General features: G+C 68.6%; 16 protein-coding genes and 1 pseudogene. 9 read left to right on the top strand and 8 right to left on the bottom strand.

Annotation, left to right across the window (positions count from 1 at the left end):
- The first annotated feature begins 23 nt into the window (after positions 1–23).
- From OG448_RS05765 to OG448_RS05730, 8 genes and pseudogenes are all read left to right on the top strand, one after another.
- Positions 24–302 carry a hypothetical protein gene (locus tag OG448_RS05765; RefSeq protein WP_405551834.1) on the top strand — a complete coding sequence of 93 codons (279 nt, stop codon included), beginning with the start codon at positions 24–26 and terminating at the stop codon, positions 300–302.
- 553 nt (positions 303–855) lie between these two features.
- Entirely contained in the window at positions 856–1,050 is a 195-nt protein-coding gene (locus OG448_RS05760; RefSeq protein ID WP_405551833.1) for a hypothetical protein, read from the top strand.
- Positions 1,051–1,058: 8 nt separating this feature from the next.
- Complete coding sequence (locus OG448_RS05755) at positions 1,059–1,790, top strand: GntR family transcriptional regulator (protein ID WP_405558701.1); 732 nt, start codon at positions 1,059–1,061, stop codon at positions 1,788–1,790.
- On the top strand, positions 1,787–2,089 hold the full coding sequence (locus tag OG448_RS05750) for a hypothetical protein (protein ID WP_405551832.1): 303 nt from the start codon (positions 1,787–1,789) through the stop codon (positions 2,087–2,089). Before OG448_RS05755 ends, OG448_RS05750 begins: the two co-directional genes overlap by 4 nt.
- A gap of 486 nt (positions 2,090–2,575) precedes the next feature.
- Entirely contained in the window at positions 2,576–3,100 is a 525-nt protein-coding gene (locus OG448_RS05745; RefSeq protein WP_405551831.1) for a hypothetical protein, read from the top strand.
- A complete protein-coding gene (locus OG448_RS05740) occupies positions 3,097–3,861 on the top strand; it encodes a hypothetical protein (RefSeq protein ID WP_405551830.1) in 765 nt (254 codons plus the stop codon). Before OG448_RS05745 ends, OG448_RS05740 begins: the two co-directional genes overlap by 4 nt.
- A 1,152-nt stretch (positions 3,862–5,013) precedes the next feature.
- Positions 5,014–5,136: a hypothetical protein gene (locus OG448_RS05735; RefSeq protein ID WP_405551829.1), complete on the top strand. Its 123-nt coding sequence runs from the start codon at positions 5,014–5,016 to the stop codon at positions 5,134–5,136.
- A gap of 596 nt (positions 5,137–5,732) precedes the next feature.
- Positions 5,733–5,813, top strand: a pseudogene (locus tag OG448_RS05730) (hypothetical protein); the annotation flags it as partial.
- A gap of 150 nt (positions 5,814–5,963) precedes the next feature.
- On the opposite strand, the gene OG448_RS05725 reads toward OG448_RS05730, so the two are convergent.
- From OG448_RS05725 to OG448_RS05715, 3 genes are read right to left on the bottom strand one after another with little or no spacing between them, the layout of a single operon-like run.
- Positions 5,964–6,686 (bottom strand): SDR family oxidoreductase, encoded by a 723-nt coding sequence (locus OG448_RS05725; protein WP_405551828.1) that lies wholly within the window; start codon positions 6,684–6,686, stop codon positions 5,964–5,966.
- Positions 6,683–7,081, bottom strand: coding sequence for a 5-carboxymethyl-2-hydroxymuconate Delta-isomerase (locus OG448_RS05720; RefSeq protein ID WP_405551827.1), 399 nt, complete (start codon positions 7,079–7,081; stop codon positions 6,683–6,685). The genes OG448_RS05725 and OG448_RS05720 overlap by 4 nt, the downstream gene beginning before the upstream one ends.
- Positions 7,082–7,096: 15 nt before the next feature.
- Positions 7,097–8,524, bottom strand: coding sequence for an MFS transporter (locus tag OG448_RS05715; RefSeq protein WP_405551826.1), 1,428 nt, complete (start codon positions 8,522–8,524; stop codon positions 7,097–7,099).
- A 194-nt stretch (positions 8,525–8,718) separates the two neighbouring features.
- Between OG448_RS05715 and OG448_RS05710 the strand changes: the two genes are divergently transcribed.
- The gene (locus OG448_RS05710) at positions 8,719–9,072 is read left to right on the top strand and encodes an ArsR/SmtB family transcription factor (RefSeq protein ID WP_399565063.1); all 354 of its coding nucleotides are present in this window, start codon (positions 8,719–8,721) and stop codon (positions 9,070–9,072) included.
- Here the strand turns inward: OG448_RS05710 and OG448_RS05705 are convergent.
- The 5 genes from OG448_RS05705 to OG448_RS05685 all read right to left on the bottom strand — a co-directional run bounded on the left by OG448_RS05705 (position 9,057) and on the right by OG448_RS05685 (position 15,061).
- Positions 9,057–10,244 carry a phthiocerol/phthiodiolone dimycocerosyl transferase family protein gene (locus OG448_RS05705; protein WP_405551825.1) on the bottom strand — a complete coding sequence of 396 codons (1,188 nt, stop codon included), beginning with the start codon at positions 10,242–10,244 and terminating at the stop codon, positions 9,057–9,059. The two genes, OG448_RS05710 and OG448_RS05705, sit on opposite strands and share 16 nt — an antisense overlap.
- 56 nt (positions 10,245–10,300) lie before the next feature.
- Entirely contained in the window at positions 10,301–11,161 is an 861-nt protein-coding gene (locus OG448_RS05700; protein WP_405551824.1) for an FAH family protein, read from the bottom strand.
- 76 nt (positions 11,162–11,237) lie between these two features.
- Positions 11,238–12,980 carry a thiamine pyrophosphate-binding protein gene (locus OG448_RS05695; RefSeq protein WP_405551823.1) on the bottom strand — a complete coding sequence of 581 codons (1,743 nt, stop codon included), beginning with the start codon at positions 12,978–12,980 and terminating at the stop codon, positions 11,238–11,240.
- 19 nt (positions 12,981–12,999) lie between these two features.
- Complete coding sequence (locus tag OG448_RS05690; RefSeq protein WP_405551822.1) at positions 13,000–14,187, bottom strand: enolase C-terminal domain-like protein; 1,188 nt, start codon at positions 14,185–14,187, stop codon at positions 13,000–13,002.
- Complete coding sequence (locus tag OG448_RS05685; protein ID WP_405551821.1) at positions 14,180–15,061, bottom strand: alpha/beta hydrolase; 882 nt, start codon at positions 15,059–15,061, stop codon at positions 14,180–14,182. The genes OG448_RS05690 and OG448_RS05685 overlap by 8 nt, the downstream gene beginning before the upstream one ends.
- Positions 15,062–15,070 lie beyond the last annotated feature (9 nt).

Genomic DNA, 15,070 nt, shown 5'->3' with positions numbered 1-15,070 from the left:
TCGTCGGTGACGGAGGCTGCCCTGTGCCCGCTTCGGGAGTTAGCGCGCAGGCCATCGCCGCCCGGCTGGCCGCCCTCGGATTTCTCACGCGAGTGGAGGAACACCCCCCGCACACGACGGTCGAAGCGGAGATGCCGGACGACGTCTCCGCCGAGACATGGCAAGAGGTCCTGGACGCGGTGTCCGCGGCCGACCAATTCGGCCTCCTCGCCACCAGCTTGAACGCCCGCACCCTCTGGGCGGTCGTACGCAAAGCGGTCCCCACGACGGGCGATGTCGGGGGACCGAGCCATCACCGATAGGAGCTGAGCAGCGTGCTCAACCGTATCCGCCGCGCCCTTTCCCTAGCTAGGGTGCGGACCTCGACCAAGGGCAGGCATCGCCGCCCCTTACGGCCCTCCCACCCGTCGGCCAAAGCCTTCTCCCTGGCGCCCACGGATGCATCGACCGTTGTCCTGCGCCGGTCCTCCGCAATGACGGCTCATCTGGCCCCGCTTATGGGTGAGGAAGTCGCCCTAGTCCGTCCTTACGTGCTGGCGTGGGAGAGGCGCCCGCGGCCTCGCGCTGTGGTTGTCGCCTCTCACCTCCCCGCCGAAGCGTGGTTGGCCCTTGCGGGGGTCCACTGATGCCGCCCTGTCGACAGTCGCCGATCGCGGAAGGTCTGCCGGGCCCGTACCGGTCGACCGCCTGCCACATCGGCACGCACTCCGATTGCGTGGAGTCGCCGCCGGCACCGGCACCGACCGATCTCCCGGTGATCTACGAAGCGTGCGACTGCCTGTGCCATCGGGCCGTCGATCTGCCTGCCCCCGTGGGGGTGACGCGGTGAGGCCCCCGATCGTCGGCAGCGCACCGGTGACGAGCGTCGAAATCACTGCCAGCACGGTGCGGCGCGGCGACGTCATCCAACTCGTCGGCCGCGCCTGCCGCGTGAGCGACCTGCTCCAGCTCCCTCACGGGGCGAAGCAACTGGTCTTCGAGTCGGGCGAGCTGCTGACCATGCACACGCGTACCCGACTCGTCGTCGCGCGGCCCTCGAGAAGGCGGTGACGGCACTCATGCCTCCTTGCCACTATGAGATCGCCGACGATCTACGGCGGCAGATCACATCCGGTCGTCTCCAACCCGGCGAACGGCTGCCGTCTGAGGCGGCCTTGGCTGAGCGGTACGCCGTGACCACGGTGACGCTGCGACATGCCCTGGCAGCGCTCCAGGGGGAACGCCTCGTCGAGAAGATCCACGGCAAAGGCAACTTCGTCCGACATGCACCACGCAAGATCCTGTACGTCGGTGGCTGGGGAATGCTCGACCCGCTGACAGCTACTGGACCGGCACTACGCATCACCGTTCGCAGTGCCGCCATCCTGGCTCACGGCAGCCTCGGGGTTCTTTTGAAGGTGCCGACGGGCAGCCCTCTCGCGGAGCTCTCCTGCCTCACTCTCGACGGCGAGACGCCTCAGGGATTGGCCCGCATCTACACGCTGCGCGACCTGGCGCCGGCTGGAGTACTCGACGGCGGCTCCGCGCACCAAGAAGCGCTCGCAAGATTTGCCGTCCTCGGTGTGCTACCGGCCACCATCCGGGAGGCGGTCTGCGCTCGCTCAGCCACACCGGACGAAGCCTCGGCTCTGAAGATCCCCGCCGCGACGGCCGTCCTCGCTGTTACCCGCATCGCCACCGACTCCACCGGACGCATCACCGAGGCCGCGCGCCTGGCGTTCCCAGCAGATCGCGTCGACGCGGTCTTCACCACCCATCACGTGATCGACGAGAGGCAGACCTCCCCGTGACAGCCCCGTACGACCTCCGACTTCTCCCCTGGGCAGGTCCGGGGGGCAAACCCTGCTATCTGAGCACTGATGACCGAGGCGGCTACCTCTCGCGCTTGGCAGACAGCATCGAGGTGGCCCAACTCGACTTCGCGGCTGAACTGCTGGAACAGGTTCGGGATACGCTCGATGACTTGGAGGCGGAACCGGACGAGATCCACAGTCTGGTGCGGGAGCTAGCCGGTGCACTGCGCGATGTCCTCCGGGTCGCGATCAGCCGAGGCTGCCTGCTGGCCGTGAGCGGACCTCAGGACCTCTGAAGCCCCCCGAACGGTGCCTGCCGGGAAACGTCGTTCGAATGGAGAGGAGCCCAGCATCACGCAGAGCTCCTCTCTCCACTCTTCCCGTGATTCCTCGCAGGGTCTGGCACGCCGATCGCACGACCTGTCGGCTCTGCTACCTTCACGGCTGGCGCTCGTTTTTTGAAGGTGGGCCTTCGACCCACGGCAGCTGGCTCAAGTGATCGACTTGCTCTGGGTCTCCTGAGAAACCCGGTAGCGCTGACCCCTACGGTGATAAATCGCAAGCATGTTCCCATTGCGCCATGTGATGTCTAGGTGCATCCTGAAAGGCTTTGTCGCGTGTAAGTGAACGTGGGCAAGGCTGGTTGAACGCACTTGATCATTGGGCAGTTCGGTATTCGCTAGATCCTGATCGAGGGCGGGCTACTAGCATTCCGATCACCGCACAACGTCCGTGCGGTGGCGATGGGCGCACCTTGGGTGCACGTGCTGGGAGGGGAACAAGTGAGCGACCCGGAGATCGGAGCGATGTCCGCGATTGCTGGCGCTCTTCACGATCTTGAAGAGGATGCCCAGGGGAGGGTGCTTCGCTGGGCTGCCGAGCGATATGGCGTCGTGTTCGGCAGGGCAACTGCTGTAAGCGAATTCAAGGCTGCCATCGAGGCTGAAGAGGTAGCGGGCGAAGTTAGTGACGAGGAGATCTCTGCCGAGGCTCCCCAGTTCGAGCACTTCGCCGAGCTGTTCCACGCCGCGACTCCCAAGACCGATGTCGACAGGGCTCTCGTGGCGGGATATTGGTTCCAGGCAATTCAGGGTGACCCCTCTTTTCAGGCGGCCGACCTGAACAAGGAGTTGAAGAACCTCGGGCATGCTCTAAAGAATGTCACGGACTCCCTCAAGAGCAACCAAGAGAAGAAGCCCGCGCGAGTTATCCAGCTGCGAAAGGCCGGGAATTCTCGCCAGGCGCGTAAGCTGTACAAGCTCACGCATGAAGGATTGGTTTACGTCCAGGGATTGATTGCGAGTTGAGCAACGTGACACCTGGCGAAGCCCTTGCGGCTCTACCGGACGGACTGCGGGACGACATCGTTAATGCCTTCAACCGGATCGTTAGCAACTATCGAGAGCATCGGTGGGAGCCTGCGGAGTTGAATGGCGGGAAGCTCTGTGAGGGAATCTATACCGCCATCACCGGGTACGCTGACGGTCACTATCAGGAGCGTTCATCCAAACCTCGCGATATCGTCCGTGCTTGTCGTGAGCTTGAGCAGAGACCTGCCTCTGTGCCGCGGTCGATAAAGGTTCAGATCCCCCGCATGCTCTTAGCTCTTTACGAGATTCGAAACAATCGCGGTGTCGGCCACGCCGGCGGAGACATCGACCCGAATCTGATGGACGCGACAGCAGTGCTTTACATGAGCAAGTGGCTTATGGCTGAACTGGTGAGGGTTTTCCATGACCTCACTGTCGAACAGGCGTCCGCGCTGGTAGAGAACCTGGTAGAGCGCGAAGTTCCTCAAGTGTGGGCCGAGGGGAGCCGGAAGAGGGTTCTAAGTCTCGGGCTGACCTGGAAGCAAAAAATGCTCCTTCTGCTTCTGAGTGAGACTGGCCCGGTGCGGGAAAATGATCTCGTGAAATGGCTTGAGCATCCCAATGTTGCGCGCTTTAGGAGAGACGTTCTCCGTCCGGCTCATAAGGAAAGCCTGATTGACTATGAAGAGGAAGGATTTACGGTTCGTCTGCTTCCTCCGGGTGTGGTACAAGCAGAAGTTCTCGTGAAGCCCGTATAGCGGCGCAAGGGCGTCTAGTGAGGGCGGCGGAGCGGCTTTGGGCTGGAGTTGCTTGGCGCGAGTGATCATGGCCCCGTAAGCTTTCGGCGCGTCGGGCAGTCTGTGGACCTGCCCGGTAAAGCACGACGTTGGGGCCATGATCTTCGAGGCTCGCGCCAAAGTGGCTGCCTAAAGCCGTGGAGCCGACCGCCCCAGCCACGACGTACCCCTTCTCTGGCATCAGGTGGCTAACTGCTCTCAGCGCGGCACGGGCGCCGGCCGGGCTGGAGCGGGGCGGAGACAGGGGCGCAGGCCCGGCCGGGGGTCGGGCCTGCGCGCGGGGAGCGGAGCGAACCGCCTTGATGAAGTGGGGAAAGCCTCACCCCGCTGGGAGGGAGGGCTTGTCATCGTTCCTCTTCAGCCGTGGACTCGCCGACGTTCCTTCGGTCTCCTTGGACAGCTCGTAGCGGAACTCAGAGCTAGGGGCAAGTTCCCCTAGAAGCCGGTCAGTTCGTCCACCTCGATGTGGATGCCTGCCTCTACGGGACTCCGTCGGCCCACGTCGACTTCGGGAGGTGTCGAGTTTGATGACGCCTTCGGGGAGCAGCCAGGTGCCGTAGTCGGCTCCGCAGGTCGCTGGGAGGCGGCTGCCCTCACTGCTGCCGACCGGGCCAGCAGCAGCGTGTTCGTGCTGCTGGCCGTCTACGCCCGGTGCGTCGAGGGACATCTCCCCGATCCCAAACGGCGGCTGGAGGCTGCTGGGATTTGCCCGAGCGGCCGGATGTCGGCTGATGGGCACCCCCGAGAACTTCGACACGTATTCGACACGGCCACCCGCCAGAACCCGGTGACAGCCGGACGGCCCCGGAGTCTTCCCGTGATCGCCAGGGGAGAGGCCGGGGCCTCGTCATGACCACTGAGACCGCGCCTGACCAGCAAAAAGCCCTCCCTGCGAGGAGGGCCAGAAGACGCGCCCGCGGCAGGACTCGAACCTGCGGCCAAGCGCTTAGAAGGCCCTGGGGCAGATCAGCGGGTGACCACTCCCCCCTGACTGCCTTCGCTCGCAAGCTTGGACGGGTGGCTACTTCGACTCGCATTCGACAGACCAGGGAACGGACGTGCTTCGCATCAGTGCTCTGAGAGTTCGACGCTGGGTCGGCCGATGACTTCTAGATGGCCAAGCACGACTTCGCAGCTGGCGACAAAGTCGAAGGCCGCGTCCGGGAAGACGGTGTGATCACCATGGGAGACCCGAGCCCGCAGTCGCGCAAGACGGACCATCGTCTCAGCAACTGAGTGTGGCAGGCCCCTCGCTTCAAGCTGCCGTGCGGCCTCCTGCACTGACCGTGTACCACCGAGCAGATCGCGGTAAGCGACCTCGACAGCCCGCCAGGCAAGCATCACGGCACTGTCAGGAGAACTACCGACCAGGTCCAGCGCCTGGTTGAGAGCTTCGAATTGAGGGGGGCGCGCGCGCAAGTGAGGACGAATAACGTTGCCGGTCTGTGAGGGCAGGAGCCTGGACGGCCGTCCGGAGTCTCCTGGAGGCGACGACGAGGTTTGCTCCCGGGTCCCGTCGTAAGTGCGTCGTGCTTCTTCAGCGAAGTCGATAGCGCCAGCCGGGGTCTCCAGCCGCGTCATACGGGCGAAGGCCCGCTTGAGGTGATGCCTGCACGCCCAGGCAAGCACCAATGTCACTACGGGCCATACAAGTGCCTCAACGTACTTGAGGATCAGTTCAGCTACTGCCACGCGGTCATCTAACCGCAGCTCGACCTCGCCAGGTTGAAGTTCGACCGCTTCGGCCCGAAGCAACTTGAGTAGGGGCGCTGCCTTGGGCTGATGGGCCTCTCGCCTACCCTGGCGGCATCGAGCGAACCGGGCGTACGCGAGTGAGCAACACCACCCAGTGGCTCCGGGAGTTCGGCGCCTATCTAGCCAGGCTGCGGCGGCACTCCGGCCGCTCTCAAGCCCAGTTGGCCGCCGCACTGTGCGTCGCGTCGGGAAGCTGGAACAGGGTGCCGCCTACGCTCGGGGGGACTCGGCCGCCACCCTTCCGGGGGTTGCGGCCACGCTGGCCGCAGTCCGCACCACCGGCGCCGAACTCCCTCCCGGCCCCCGCCTCAGGCGATCATCCCCCCACCATCCACAAACACGGTCGTCCCCGTCGCATACCTGTTCCCCGCCAGGAACAGCACCGCCTCCGCCACATCGGACGCCTCCCCGACCCGCCCCAGCGGCAGCCGCTGCACGGCCGCGGAGTACATCGTGTCCCGAGCCGCAGCATCGAGCCCGTCCCACAGCGGAGTGCGAAGCAGCCCCGGCGACACCGCGTTCACCCGCAGCGGCGCAGCCTCAAGCGCCAGCCCCCGCACCAACGCCTCCAGCGCCGCGTTGATCGCGCTCTGGAGGGCGGACGCGCGGCCGGGGCGTTGAGAGAGGTAGCCGGATACCAGGGTGAGGGAGCCGGTGGGGCGGATGGTGACGGCGCGGGCGATGCGGTACGCGCCCCAGAACTTGCTGTCCATCGCCGCGTACGCCTCTTCGAGCGGCAGGGTGTCGACGCGGCCCATCGGGGTCTCGCCCGCCGTGACCACGACGTGGTCGAACTCGCCTGCCGTGGCGGCGAACTTGGCCACCTCGTCGTCCGAGCGGATGTCGAGGGTCTGGCCGGTGACCGGGCCGGCGAGGCCGGAGAGGGCCGTCACCGCCTCGTCGATCCGCTGGGGGTTGCGGGAGACGATGACCGTGTCCGCGCCCTGTGCCGCGAACTCGCGGGCGGAGGCCAGGCCGACCCCCGAGGTGCCGCCGACGACAAGGACGCGCTGGTCCGCGTATGCGCTCATGACTGTTTCCGCTCCTGAGTAGGGGTCTGGTCGCCGGACCGCATCCGGGCGAAGCTCGCGCGGTCCAGTTCGGTCACCTGCACGGAGATGTCGCAGGCCGTCTCGCGCAGGGTGGCCGGGAAGAACTCGGTGAGTACGGCCAGCGCCGCCTCGCTGATGGCCGCGCGCGCCTCGATGGACTTGCCCGCGAACGTCCTGATGTCGAGGTTCACGAAGGACTGCTCGTAGCTGCCGTCACCGATGAGGAACCGGTCCATGCGGACCGCGCGGCTCTTGAAGTCCTGGAAGCGGAAACCTCCCGCCTCCGCAAGGGCGTTGTGGAGCTTGCCGAACACGGCCGCCGGGTCGACGTCGTCGCGGACGTTGCCGGAGTATTCGAGTACGAGGTGAGGCATGGCACTCCCAAGGGGTCAGTGGGCCTCGGCCGGCTGGAGGTCGTCCGCGACCGGCACGGGCACCGGCCGGGGCTTGCGCGGGCCGAACGTGCTCAGGCCCGCGCTGACCGTGAGCGCGACCACCGCCGCGATCAGCGCCGCCCGCAGCCCGGTCAGGAAGTGCCCGGAGGACGCCTGCCCCACGAGCAGCCCCATCACGGCCACGCCGATGAGCCCGCCCAACTGGCGCGAGGCGTTGAGGACTCCGGAGGCGATGCCCGCGTTGGCGGGGTCCACCGAGCCGAGCATGGCGTTGGTCATCGACGGCACCACCAGCCCGATGCCGAACCCGGCGACCACGAACTGCACCGCCATCCGCACGTACGCGTCCGAGCCGACGACCGGGATCGTGGCCAGGTAGCCGACGGCGGCAAGGATGTTGCCGGTGATCAGCACCGACCGGGCGCCGTACTTCTTGACCAGCGGGCCGCAGGACAGATTGGCGATCATGATGGCGGCCGTCATCGGCAGGAACGCCAGGCCCGCGGTGATCGGCGAGTAGTCCCAGACCTGCTGGAAGAACAGGCTGAAGACGAAGATCAGGCCGTAGAAGGCGAAGTTGAGCAGGACGCCGATGAGCGAGGTGGCGGAGAAGGCGTGCCGGCGGAACAGGTGCAGCGGCAGCATCGGGTCGTGGGTACGGCGCTCGGCGGCGAAGAAGCCGGCCAGCGCGAGCACGAAGACGACCAGGCAGGTCAGCACGGTGGCCGAGGTCCAGCCCTGCGCGTTGGCCTCCACGATCGCGCCGGTCAGCGCGCCCAGGCCGACGACGGCCAGGAGCTGGCCCGGGAGGTCCAGCGAGCGGGCCACGGAGACGTCACGGGCGGGCGCCGGGCGGGCGTAGGCCCGGACGAGGACGATGCCGAGCGCGGCGATCGGGACGTTGACGAAGAAGATCGAGCGCCAGCCGAGCGCGTCCACCAGCAGGCCGCCGACCACCGGGCCGAGGGCCAGCGCGAGGCCGCCCGCCGCCGCCCAGAGGCTCACCGCGCGGGTGCGCTCATGAGGGTCGGGAAAGTTGGTGTTCACGATGGACAGCGACGACGGCACGATCATCGCCGCGCCCACGCCCTGAAGGACCCGGGCGGCGATCAGGGCGACCAGTGTCGGGGCGGCGCCGCAGATCAGCGAGGTCACGGCGAAGAGTGCGAAGCCCCACATGAAGATCTGCTTGGGGTCGTAGCGGTCGCCCATGGCGCCGGCGGTCAGCAGGAAGGCCGCGAAGGTGAGGGTGTAGCCGTTGATCACCCACTCCAGGCCGGAGAGGCTGCCGCCGAACTCGGCGCCGAGGGCCTTGGTGGCGACGTTCACGACGCTGACGTCGAGGATGACGACGACGAAGCCGAGGCATGCGGCGAACAGGGTCAGTCCTGGCCGGTTCTTGTGCGGTGAGGTCTGGGGCACGGGTCTTCCTTCCATGCGTGCCGAAGCGGGCGTAGGGGAGGCTCGAGTGCGGGAGCAGGGCGGTACGCCACCGGCTCCGGTAGAGTGTTCGCCGATGGACGAACAGTCAGAGTGTACGCAGATCATCGAACACTCTGCAATCCGTACGCGCCCGGTGCGCGCGGATCGAGTGAGACGGGACGGAGCGATCAGCCATGGCGGCACAGACCCCTCGGCAGCAGGACGCGGCGAGCCACCGCACCCCGCCGGTCCACACGGCCCCGGACGAGGTCGCGCTGGAGACGGCCCTGCTCGCCCTCGCCGACCCCGTACGCCAGACCCTGGTACGGGAGTTGGCCGGCGCCGGGGACTGGGAGCGGTCCTGCGGCAGCTTCGACGTACCGGTCACCAAGGCCACCCTGAGCCGCCACTTCGCCGTCCTGCGCGAGGCCGGGCTGCTGGAGCAGCGGGACGCGGGATCGAAGCGCCTCAACCGGCTCCGCAAGCCGGAGTTCGACGCCCGGTTCCCCGGCCTGCTGGACCTGGTTCTCGGTCACGCGACCTCCTGAGGGACGCGGGCCGGCCGTACCGCCCGGTCGTGCAGCCCCTTGGCCACGTCCAGCGCCAGTGCCCGGTCCACGGCGGGGGTGCCGAAGGCGAGCGCCGGGCCGAACGTGCCGTCCAGCGTGCCCAGATGGAGCACCAGGCCGTAGTTGGCGCCGGTGCGGTTGACGATGGTCCGGTAACCGCTGACCCGGCCCAGGTGCGGACCGAGCGCCGGGTCGACCACTCCCACGTTCGTGAGGCAGATCCCCGGCGCCGACCCGGCGGCCGCCGTCTCCTCGACCGCGCGCCGGATCGCCGCGTGCGAGCGGACGGGGGGCCGCCACGCCGCGTCGGCCGCGGTCAACGCGGTCGCGTACTCCCGTGCCAGGTCGGTCAGTTGACTACTACCCGGTCGCATGGGCACCCGCAGGACGTTGATGAAGCAACCCACGTCGGGGAGGCCCGCGTACCGCTGCCGCAGTGACACCGCGGTGAACATCCCGACCTCGGTACGGCCGGTGACCTCCGCGTAGGACTCGGCGAGCGCGGCGGCGAAGAACTGGTTGACGGTCACGCCCTGTTGCTTGCACCACGCTTTGAGAGCCAGGCTCTCCGCTCGGGTGAGCGTGCAGGGTACGAAGTCCGCGCCGCGCTCCCGCCAGGGGCGAGTCTCCGTGAACGGCAGGCGTTCCGACGGGGGTTGGTCCAAGCCTCGTCCCGTCGGCGCCCGGTAGGTGAGGCCGTCCGCGTCCGGCGGCAGCCTCCGAACGTCGTACGGGCTGGGCTCCTCCGACGATGAGGGGAACAGGGCGTCCAGGAGGGCCCGGATGACCGCGCCCGTCGAATGACCGTCGGAGATCGCATGGTTGCGGGTGAAGTACAGGTGGGTCACCCCGGTCCGTAGATCGCGCACGGCGTGCAAGCGCCACAAGGGACCGCCGGTCTCCAGGACCTCGTTCAGCTCGCGTCGCAGCACGTCGTCGGGGGAGTCCGGCGAGGTCAGCGTGGTGTGGCGGATCTGGTCGGGCAGCACGCCGGGACCCTGGGCGAACCACAGAGTGCCGGCGTGCTCCTCGATGCGCAGGGAGAGCACAGGCAGTTCACCCGCCCACTGCTCAACAGCCCTGTACAGCAGCGCGGGTGCGATGTCCTCGCGCACCGTCACCTGCGTGGTGACCTGTGTCGTGCCGCTCATGAGCGCGTGGGTGTACGCGAACGCCGCTTCACCGTCCGAGAGTTCGCGCACCGGGCTCACGACGACCACGCCAGCGGGTGGGACAGCCGTACGCCGTGGCTGGTGAAGTCCAGGGTGACCCGGTCGCCGTCGGCCGTGCGGAAGCCGCCGTGGAAGCTGCTGCGGTCGGCGCCGAGGTAGACGTAGTGCACCCGGCCGGGGTGGTGCAGGGCGCGGTACGCGAAGAGGCGGGACATCAGGGCCGGCAGCTCGTAGTGCAGGGCGTCCGAGCCGGTGGTGAAGGTGCCCTTCCACGCCGGGGCGCCGTCCCGCTCGATGGTCGCCTCCCCGGTCACCGAGCGCGGCGGCTCGCCGAGGTGCAGCCAGGGCGCCACCCCGGCGTCGCACAGCTTGGCGTACGACAGGTGCCCGGCGTGCTGCTTGAAGCGGCCGATGTCGGTGAGATCGTTGCCGAAGGTGTAGCCCGCGTACCTCGGCACGCCCTCGCCGTCTCCGACGTAGACCAGGACGACCTCGGCCTCCTCGCAGACGTGGACGGCGTCGGCGGGCACGGAGAGGGGCTCGCCGGGGACCTTCAGAGCGTCGCCGAGACCCTTGACGAACCAGTTGGGCTGGTCGGGGACCTCGGCGTCGACCTTCACGTTGTGCGTCATCATGAAGCCGCTGACCAGGGCGTCGCCCAGATGCGCGGGCAGCAGGGGCGGCAGCAGGCGAACCTCGTCGCGGTCCACCTCGACCGGGGTGCGGTCGCGGGTCAGCCGGTCGAGCAGGGCCTCGGTGGTGTCGTCCGAGGCGGACGCCAGGGCGGCCAGGGTGTCGTCGCCCAGCGGGTACAGGCGCAGCGGAGCCTCGGGCTCGGGCAGGCCGAGGCCGAAGTGGCGCTCGCCCGCGTGGACGCATTCGAAGACCACCGTCATGGTGGACCCCTCCTGAGAGGTCACGGCCCGTACGGGCCAGGTCGGACAAGGGGCGGGACGGTCAGCGGCGCGAGGTTCAGTCCATGAGGATCTCGACGAGGACGGGCTTGCCGTGCTCCTTGATGTGCGCGACGGCCTCCCGCACAGCCGGCTCCACGGCCTCGATCCGCTCCACCCGGGGCAGGGCGTGCACGCCGTAGGACTCGGCCAGGGTGACGAAGTCGACCGGCTGGTCGTAGAAGCTGGTGGCGATGTGCGCGCGGCCGGTGTCCCGGTCGCGGTTGTCCGCGATGCGCTCGGCGTGCTGGGTGGAGTTCAGGTAGAGCCGGTTGTTCATGACGATCACCAGCAGCGGTACGTCGTACGCGGCCAGCGTCCACAGCGCGCTCGGGGTGTAGAGGAAGTCGCCGTCGGCCTGGAGGTCGACGCAGAGCGTGCCGTCGCCCTGGTGGGCGAGCGCCGCCCCGACCGAGGCGCCCAGGCCGTAGCCGAGTCCGCCGCCGCCGTTCAGGCCCAGATAGCTGCCGGGGCGCTCCAGAGGCCAGAGTTTCTTCACCCAGCCGTCGATGGTGAGGCTGCCGGTGTTGGTGAGCACCCACTCCTCGTCCCGCACCGCGCGGTGGATCTCCTGGACGGCCGTGGACACCTGGATGTGCTCCCGGCCCCGTGCCTCGTCCCCCTGGCGCGCCCACTCGGCCCGTGCCTCGGTGTGCAGGGCGGAGAGGGCCTTGACCCGCTCCTCCCGGCGCTCGGTGAACTCGGCCGTCGCGAACGGCCCTTCGGGGTCCTCGGCCACCTCGCGCAGCGCGGCCACCGACTGGCCGGTGTCGGCCGCCACGGCGAGGCTCACGGGGACGAACTGCTGGTAGTCGGCGGCCCACTTGCTGGTGAGCAGCTCGTTGAAGCCCAGGGTGACGACCTCGGCGCCGTTGGCCGGCAGCCCCTCGTCGGTCAGGGGCAGGAAGGAGCCGAGCGCGCCCACCAGATCCTGCACCTCCAGCGCGATCACCAGGTCGGCCGCGTCGAGGAGGCCGGTGTTGCTGACGTTGAGCTGGTGCGTGTTGGGGAAGTTCATCCGGTTGCCCCGGTCCACCACGGCGAGACCGAGCGCGTCGGCGAGCGCGATCAGCGGCGCGACCGTCTCCGGGTCACGGCCGGAGAAGTCCACGATCAACACCGGCAGTCGAGCCTCACGCAGGCGACCCACGAGGTGGTCCAGCTCGCCGCCGCCGAGCGCGGGCAGCCGGGTCGGCTCGGTGGCGGCCGCGGGCAGGAGTCGTACGCCGTCCGCCAGCTCCTGTTCCTGGACGTCGAAGTCGAGCGCCACGAACACGGGTGCCTGCAAAGGGGTGTTCATCAGCTTGAAGGCGCGGTAGAGCGACTCGACGGTGGCCCGCTGCCCGATGGGCTGGTCGCACCACTTCACATAGTCCTTGACGACGGACTCGATGTTCTGCGAAGTGTGGATCCAGTCGATCCACGGCCGCCGCTTGCCCGCGTCCACGGGCCCGTTGCCGCCGAGCACGAACAGCGGGACGCGATCGCACCAGGCGTTGAAGATGGCCATCGAGGCGTGCAGCAGACCCACGTTGGCGTGTACGAACACGGCCATGTGCCGGCCGCTCGCCTTGTGGTAGCCGTGCGCCAGGGCCACCGCGATCTCCTCGTGGCACGCCATCACGATGTCGGGCGCTTCGGAGGCGTGGACCAGGGAGTCGTGGACACCGCGGAAGGACGCGCCGGGGTTGAAGGCGACCTTGTCGATGCCCTGCTGGTTCAGGAACTCCACCAGCAGGTCGGAGAAGTAGGACGTCGTCATGCGTGATCCTTCGTACGGTTCATGCGTGCGCATGGGGGCGGGCGGGTACCGGGCGCCAGACCGGGTCGCCCTCGGTGCGGTGCGCCGTCGTCCAGCGGGCGGCGAGGTCGGTGGGGGCGAGGCCGAAGCCCGGACCGGGGGGCGGAGCGATCGTGTTGGTCCGCCGGTCCACGGCCGGACGGGGCGCCACGACCATCTCCGGGAAGAACAGGTCGGACTGGCCGGCCTCGACAGTGAGGGCGTCCGGATGGGCGAAGGCCAGGGCGCGGCCCGCGTTGATCAGCGGCCCCACCTCGGCCACCTGCACCCCGACCTGGAACGCCAGCCCCGCGCTGCGGGCGAGGCCGATCAGCCGGGCCGCGGTCACCGGCCCGCCGTTCTTGGACACGCGGACGTTGAAGGCGTCGCACGCCCCGGCCGCGATCGCCCGCTCGGCGTCCTCCGGGGTGCACACCGACTCGTCCAGCATCACGCGCGGCCCGGTACGGCCCCGCAGCCGGGCGAGTTCGGCCCAGGAGCCTTTGGCCAGGGGCTCCTCCACCCAGTCGGCACCGGCGTCGTGCAGCGCCCCCAGGTGGCCGGGAGCCTCCCTGGGCGACCAGCTCATGTTGGCGTCCACCATGACCGGCACCCGCTCGCCCAGCCGGGCCCGGATCGCGGCCACCGTGCGGACATCGCGCCGGATGTCGTCGGCCGCCTTGATCTTGACGAAGTGGAACGGCCCCCGGGTGTCCAGGAATTCGTCCACATCGAGACTGAGATCGAGGACCTGGGACACCGGGAGAGACGGGGGAGTGGGCGCGTCTCCGCCCGGCACCAACTGAGTCGCGGGCAGATCCAGTTGTCGGCCCAGCAGGTCGAGTACCGCCGTCTCCAGCAGGCAGAGCAGGTTGCCCCCGCCCCGCAGGCCGAACGTGCCGGCGATTCCCGACCGCAGCAACTCGGCCAGCAGCAAGGAGGGGTCGGTCGACCGCAGCCGGGCGAACACCGCGTCCAACGGCACCTCCCGCAGCGCCGCCGTCACCGTGTCGCTGGTCTCGCCGGTGACGTATGTGCGGGGCGCGCACTCCCCGAGCCCGGTCGCGCCGTCCACCGTCAGTCGCAGCACCAGGCTGTCGGAGGCGGATCGGCGCTTGACCGGGTGGTCGAAGCCGACCGCCATGGGCAGCTCGACCCGGTACAGGGTGGCGTCTGCCGGTTCAGGCATCGCGGTTCAGCCCTTGGAGCAGGGTGAAGGTGGACGCCCAGTCCACCAGCCGGGCCCGGACGTCGGTGTAGAAGAGGTAGTGCTTGTCGGTGGCGAACTGGATCAGCGCGCCGTGCGAGCCGGTCATCCTGCGGAAGGTGGCGCGGGCGTCGTCCAGGTCCACGATCGGGTCCGCGACCCCGGAGACGTAGGCCGCCGGGACCGGGGGGAGCGGCCGCTCGGAGTGCATGTAGCGCGACTCCAGGGCGAGCAGCACGCCTCGGGAGCGCCGGGTCAGGGCGCGGGCCGCGAGGTCGTCGTTGTCGATGAAGTGCCGGTGGCGGACCTCGTCCGTGAAGTCCTCCGACCGCAGGCCGGCGTCCCACAGGTCGACGCCCGACTCCGTTGCCAGGGCGTGCCGTTGGTCGTCGTCGAGCGTGGCGTGCAGCTTGCCCAGCCAGGCCGAGCAGAAGATCGCCGCGTCGTAGCGGGTGGTGAAGTCCGGGTGGTGCATGAGCGCCGCCATGAAGGAACCGCCCAGGCAGTGCCCGAACAGGGAGAGCGGCACCTCGTCGCCGATGGCGGCGCGCACATGCTCCAGGGCGGTGATGTAGTCCCGCAGCACGGTGTCGGCGTCGGGAAGGTCCTGGCGGTCGCCGCCGCTGATGCCGGAGCCCCGGCGGTCCAGCACGTAGAAGGCGATGTCGTTGTCCGCGAACTGCGGGCCGACCTCCCACAGCCAGCCGGCGTGCGACTGGAGCCCGTGGAAGTAGAACACCGCTCCCTTGACCGGGCCGCGCGGGCGCCACAGGTGCAGTGCCAACTCGGCACCGTCGACCGGGAGTCCGGCTATCTCGCGGCGGATGTTCTGCGGTGGCCTCTTGGTCTCGATCACGTCCGGTTC

The organism is Streptomyces sp. NBC_01171, assembly GCF_045039805.1.
GTDB lineage: Bacteria > Actinomycetota > Actinomycetes > Streptomycetales > Streptomycetaceae > Streptomyces.
The sequence above is the reverse complement of the archived record's forward strand: the minus strand, read 5'-3'. Positions and strand labels throughout refer to the sequence as shown.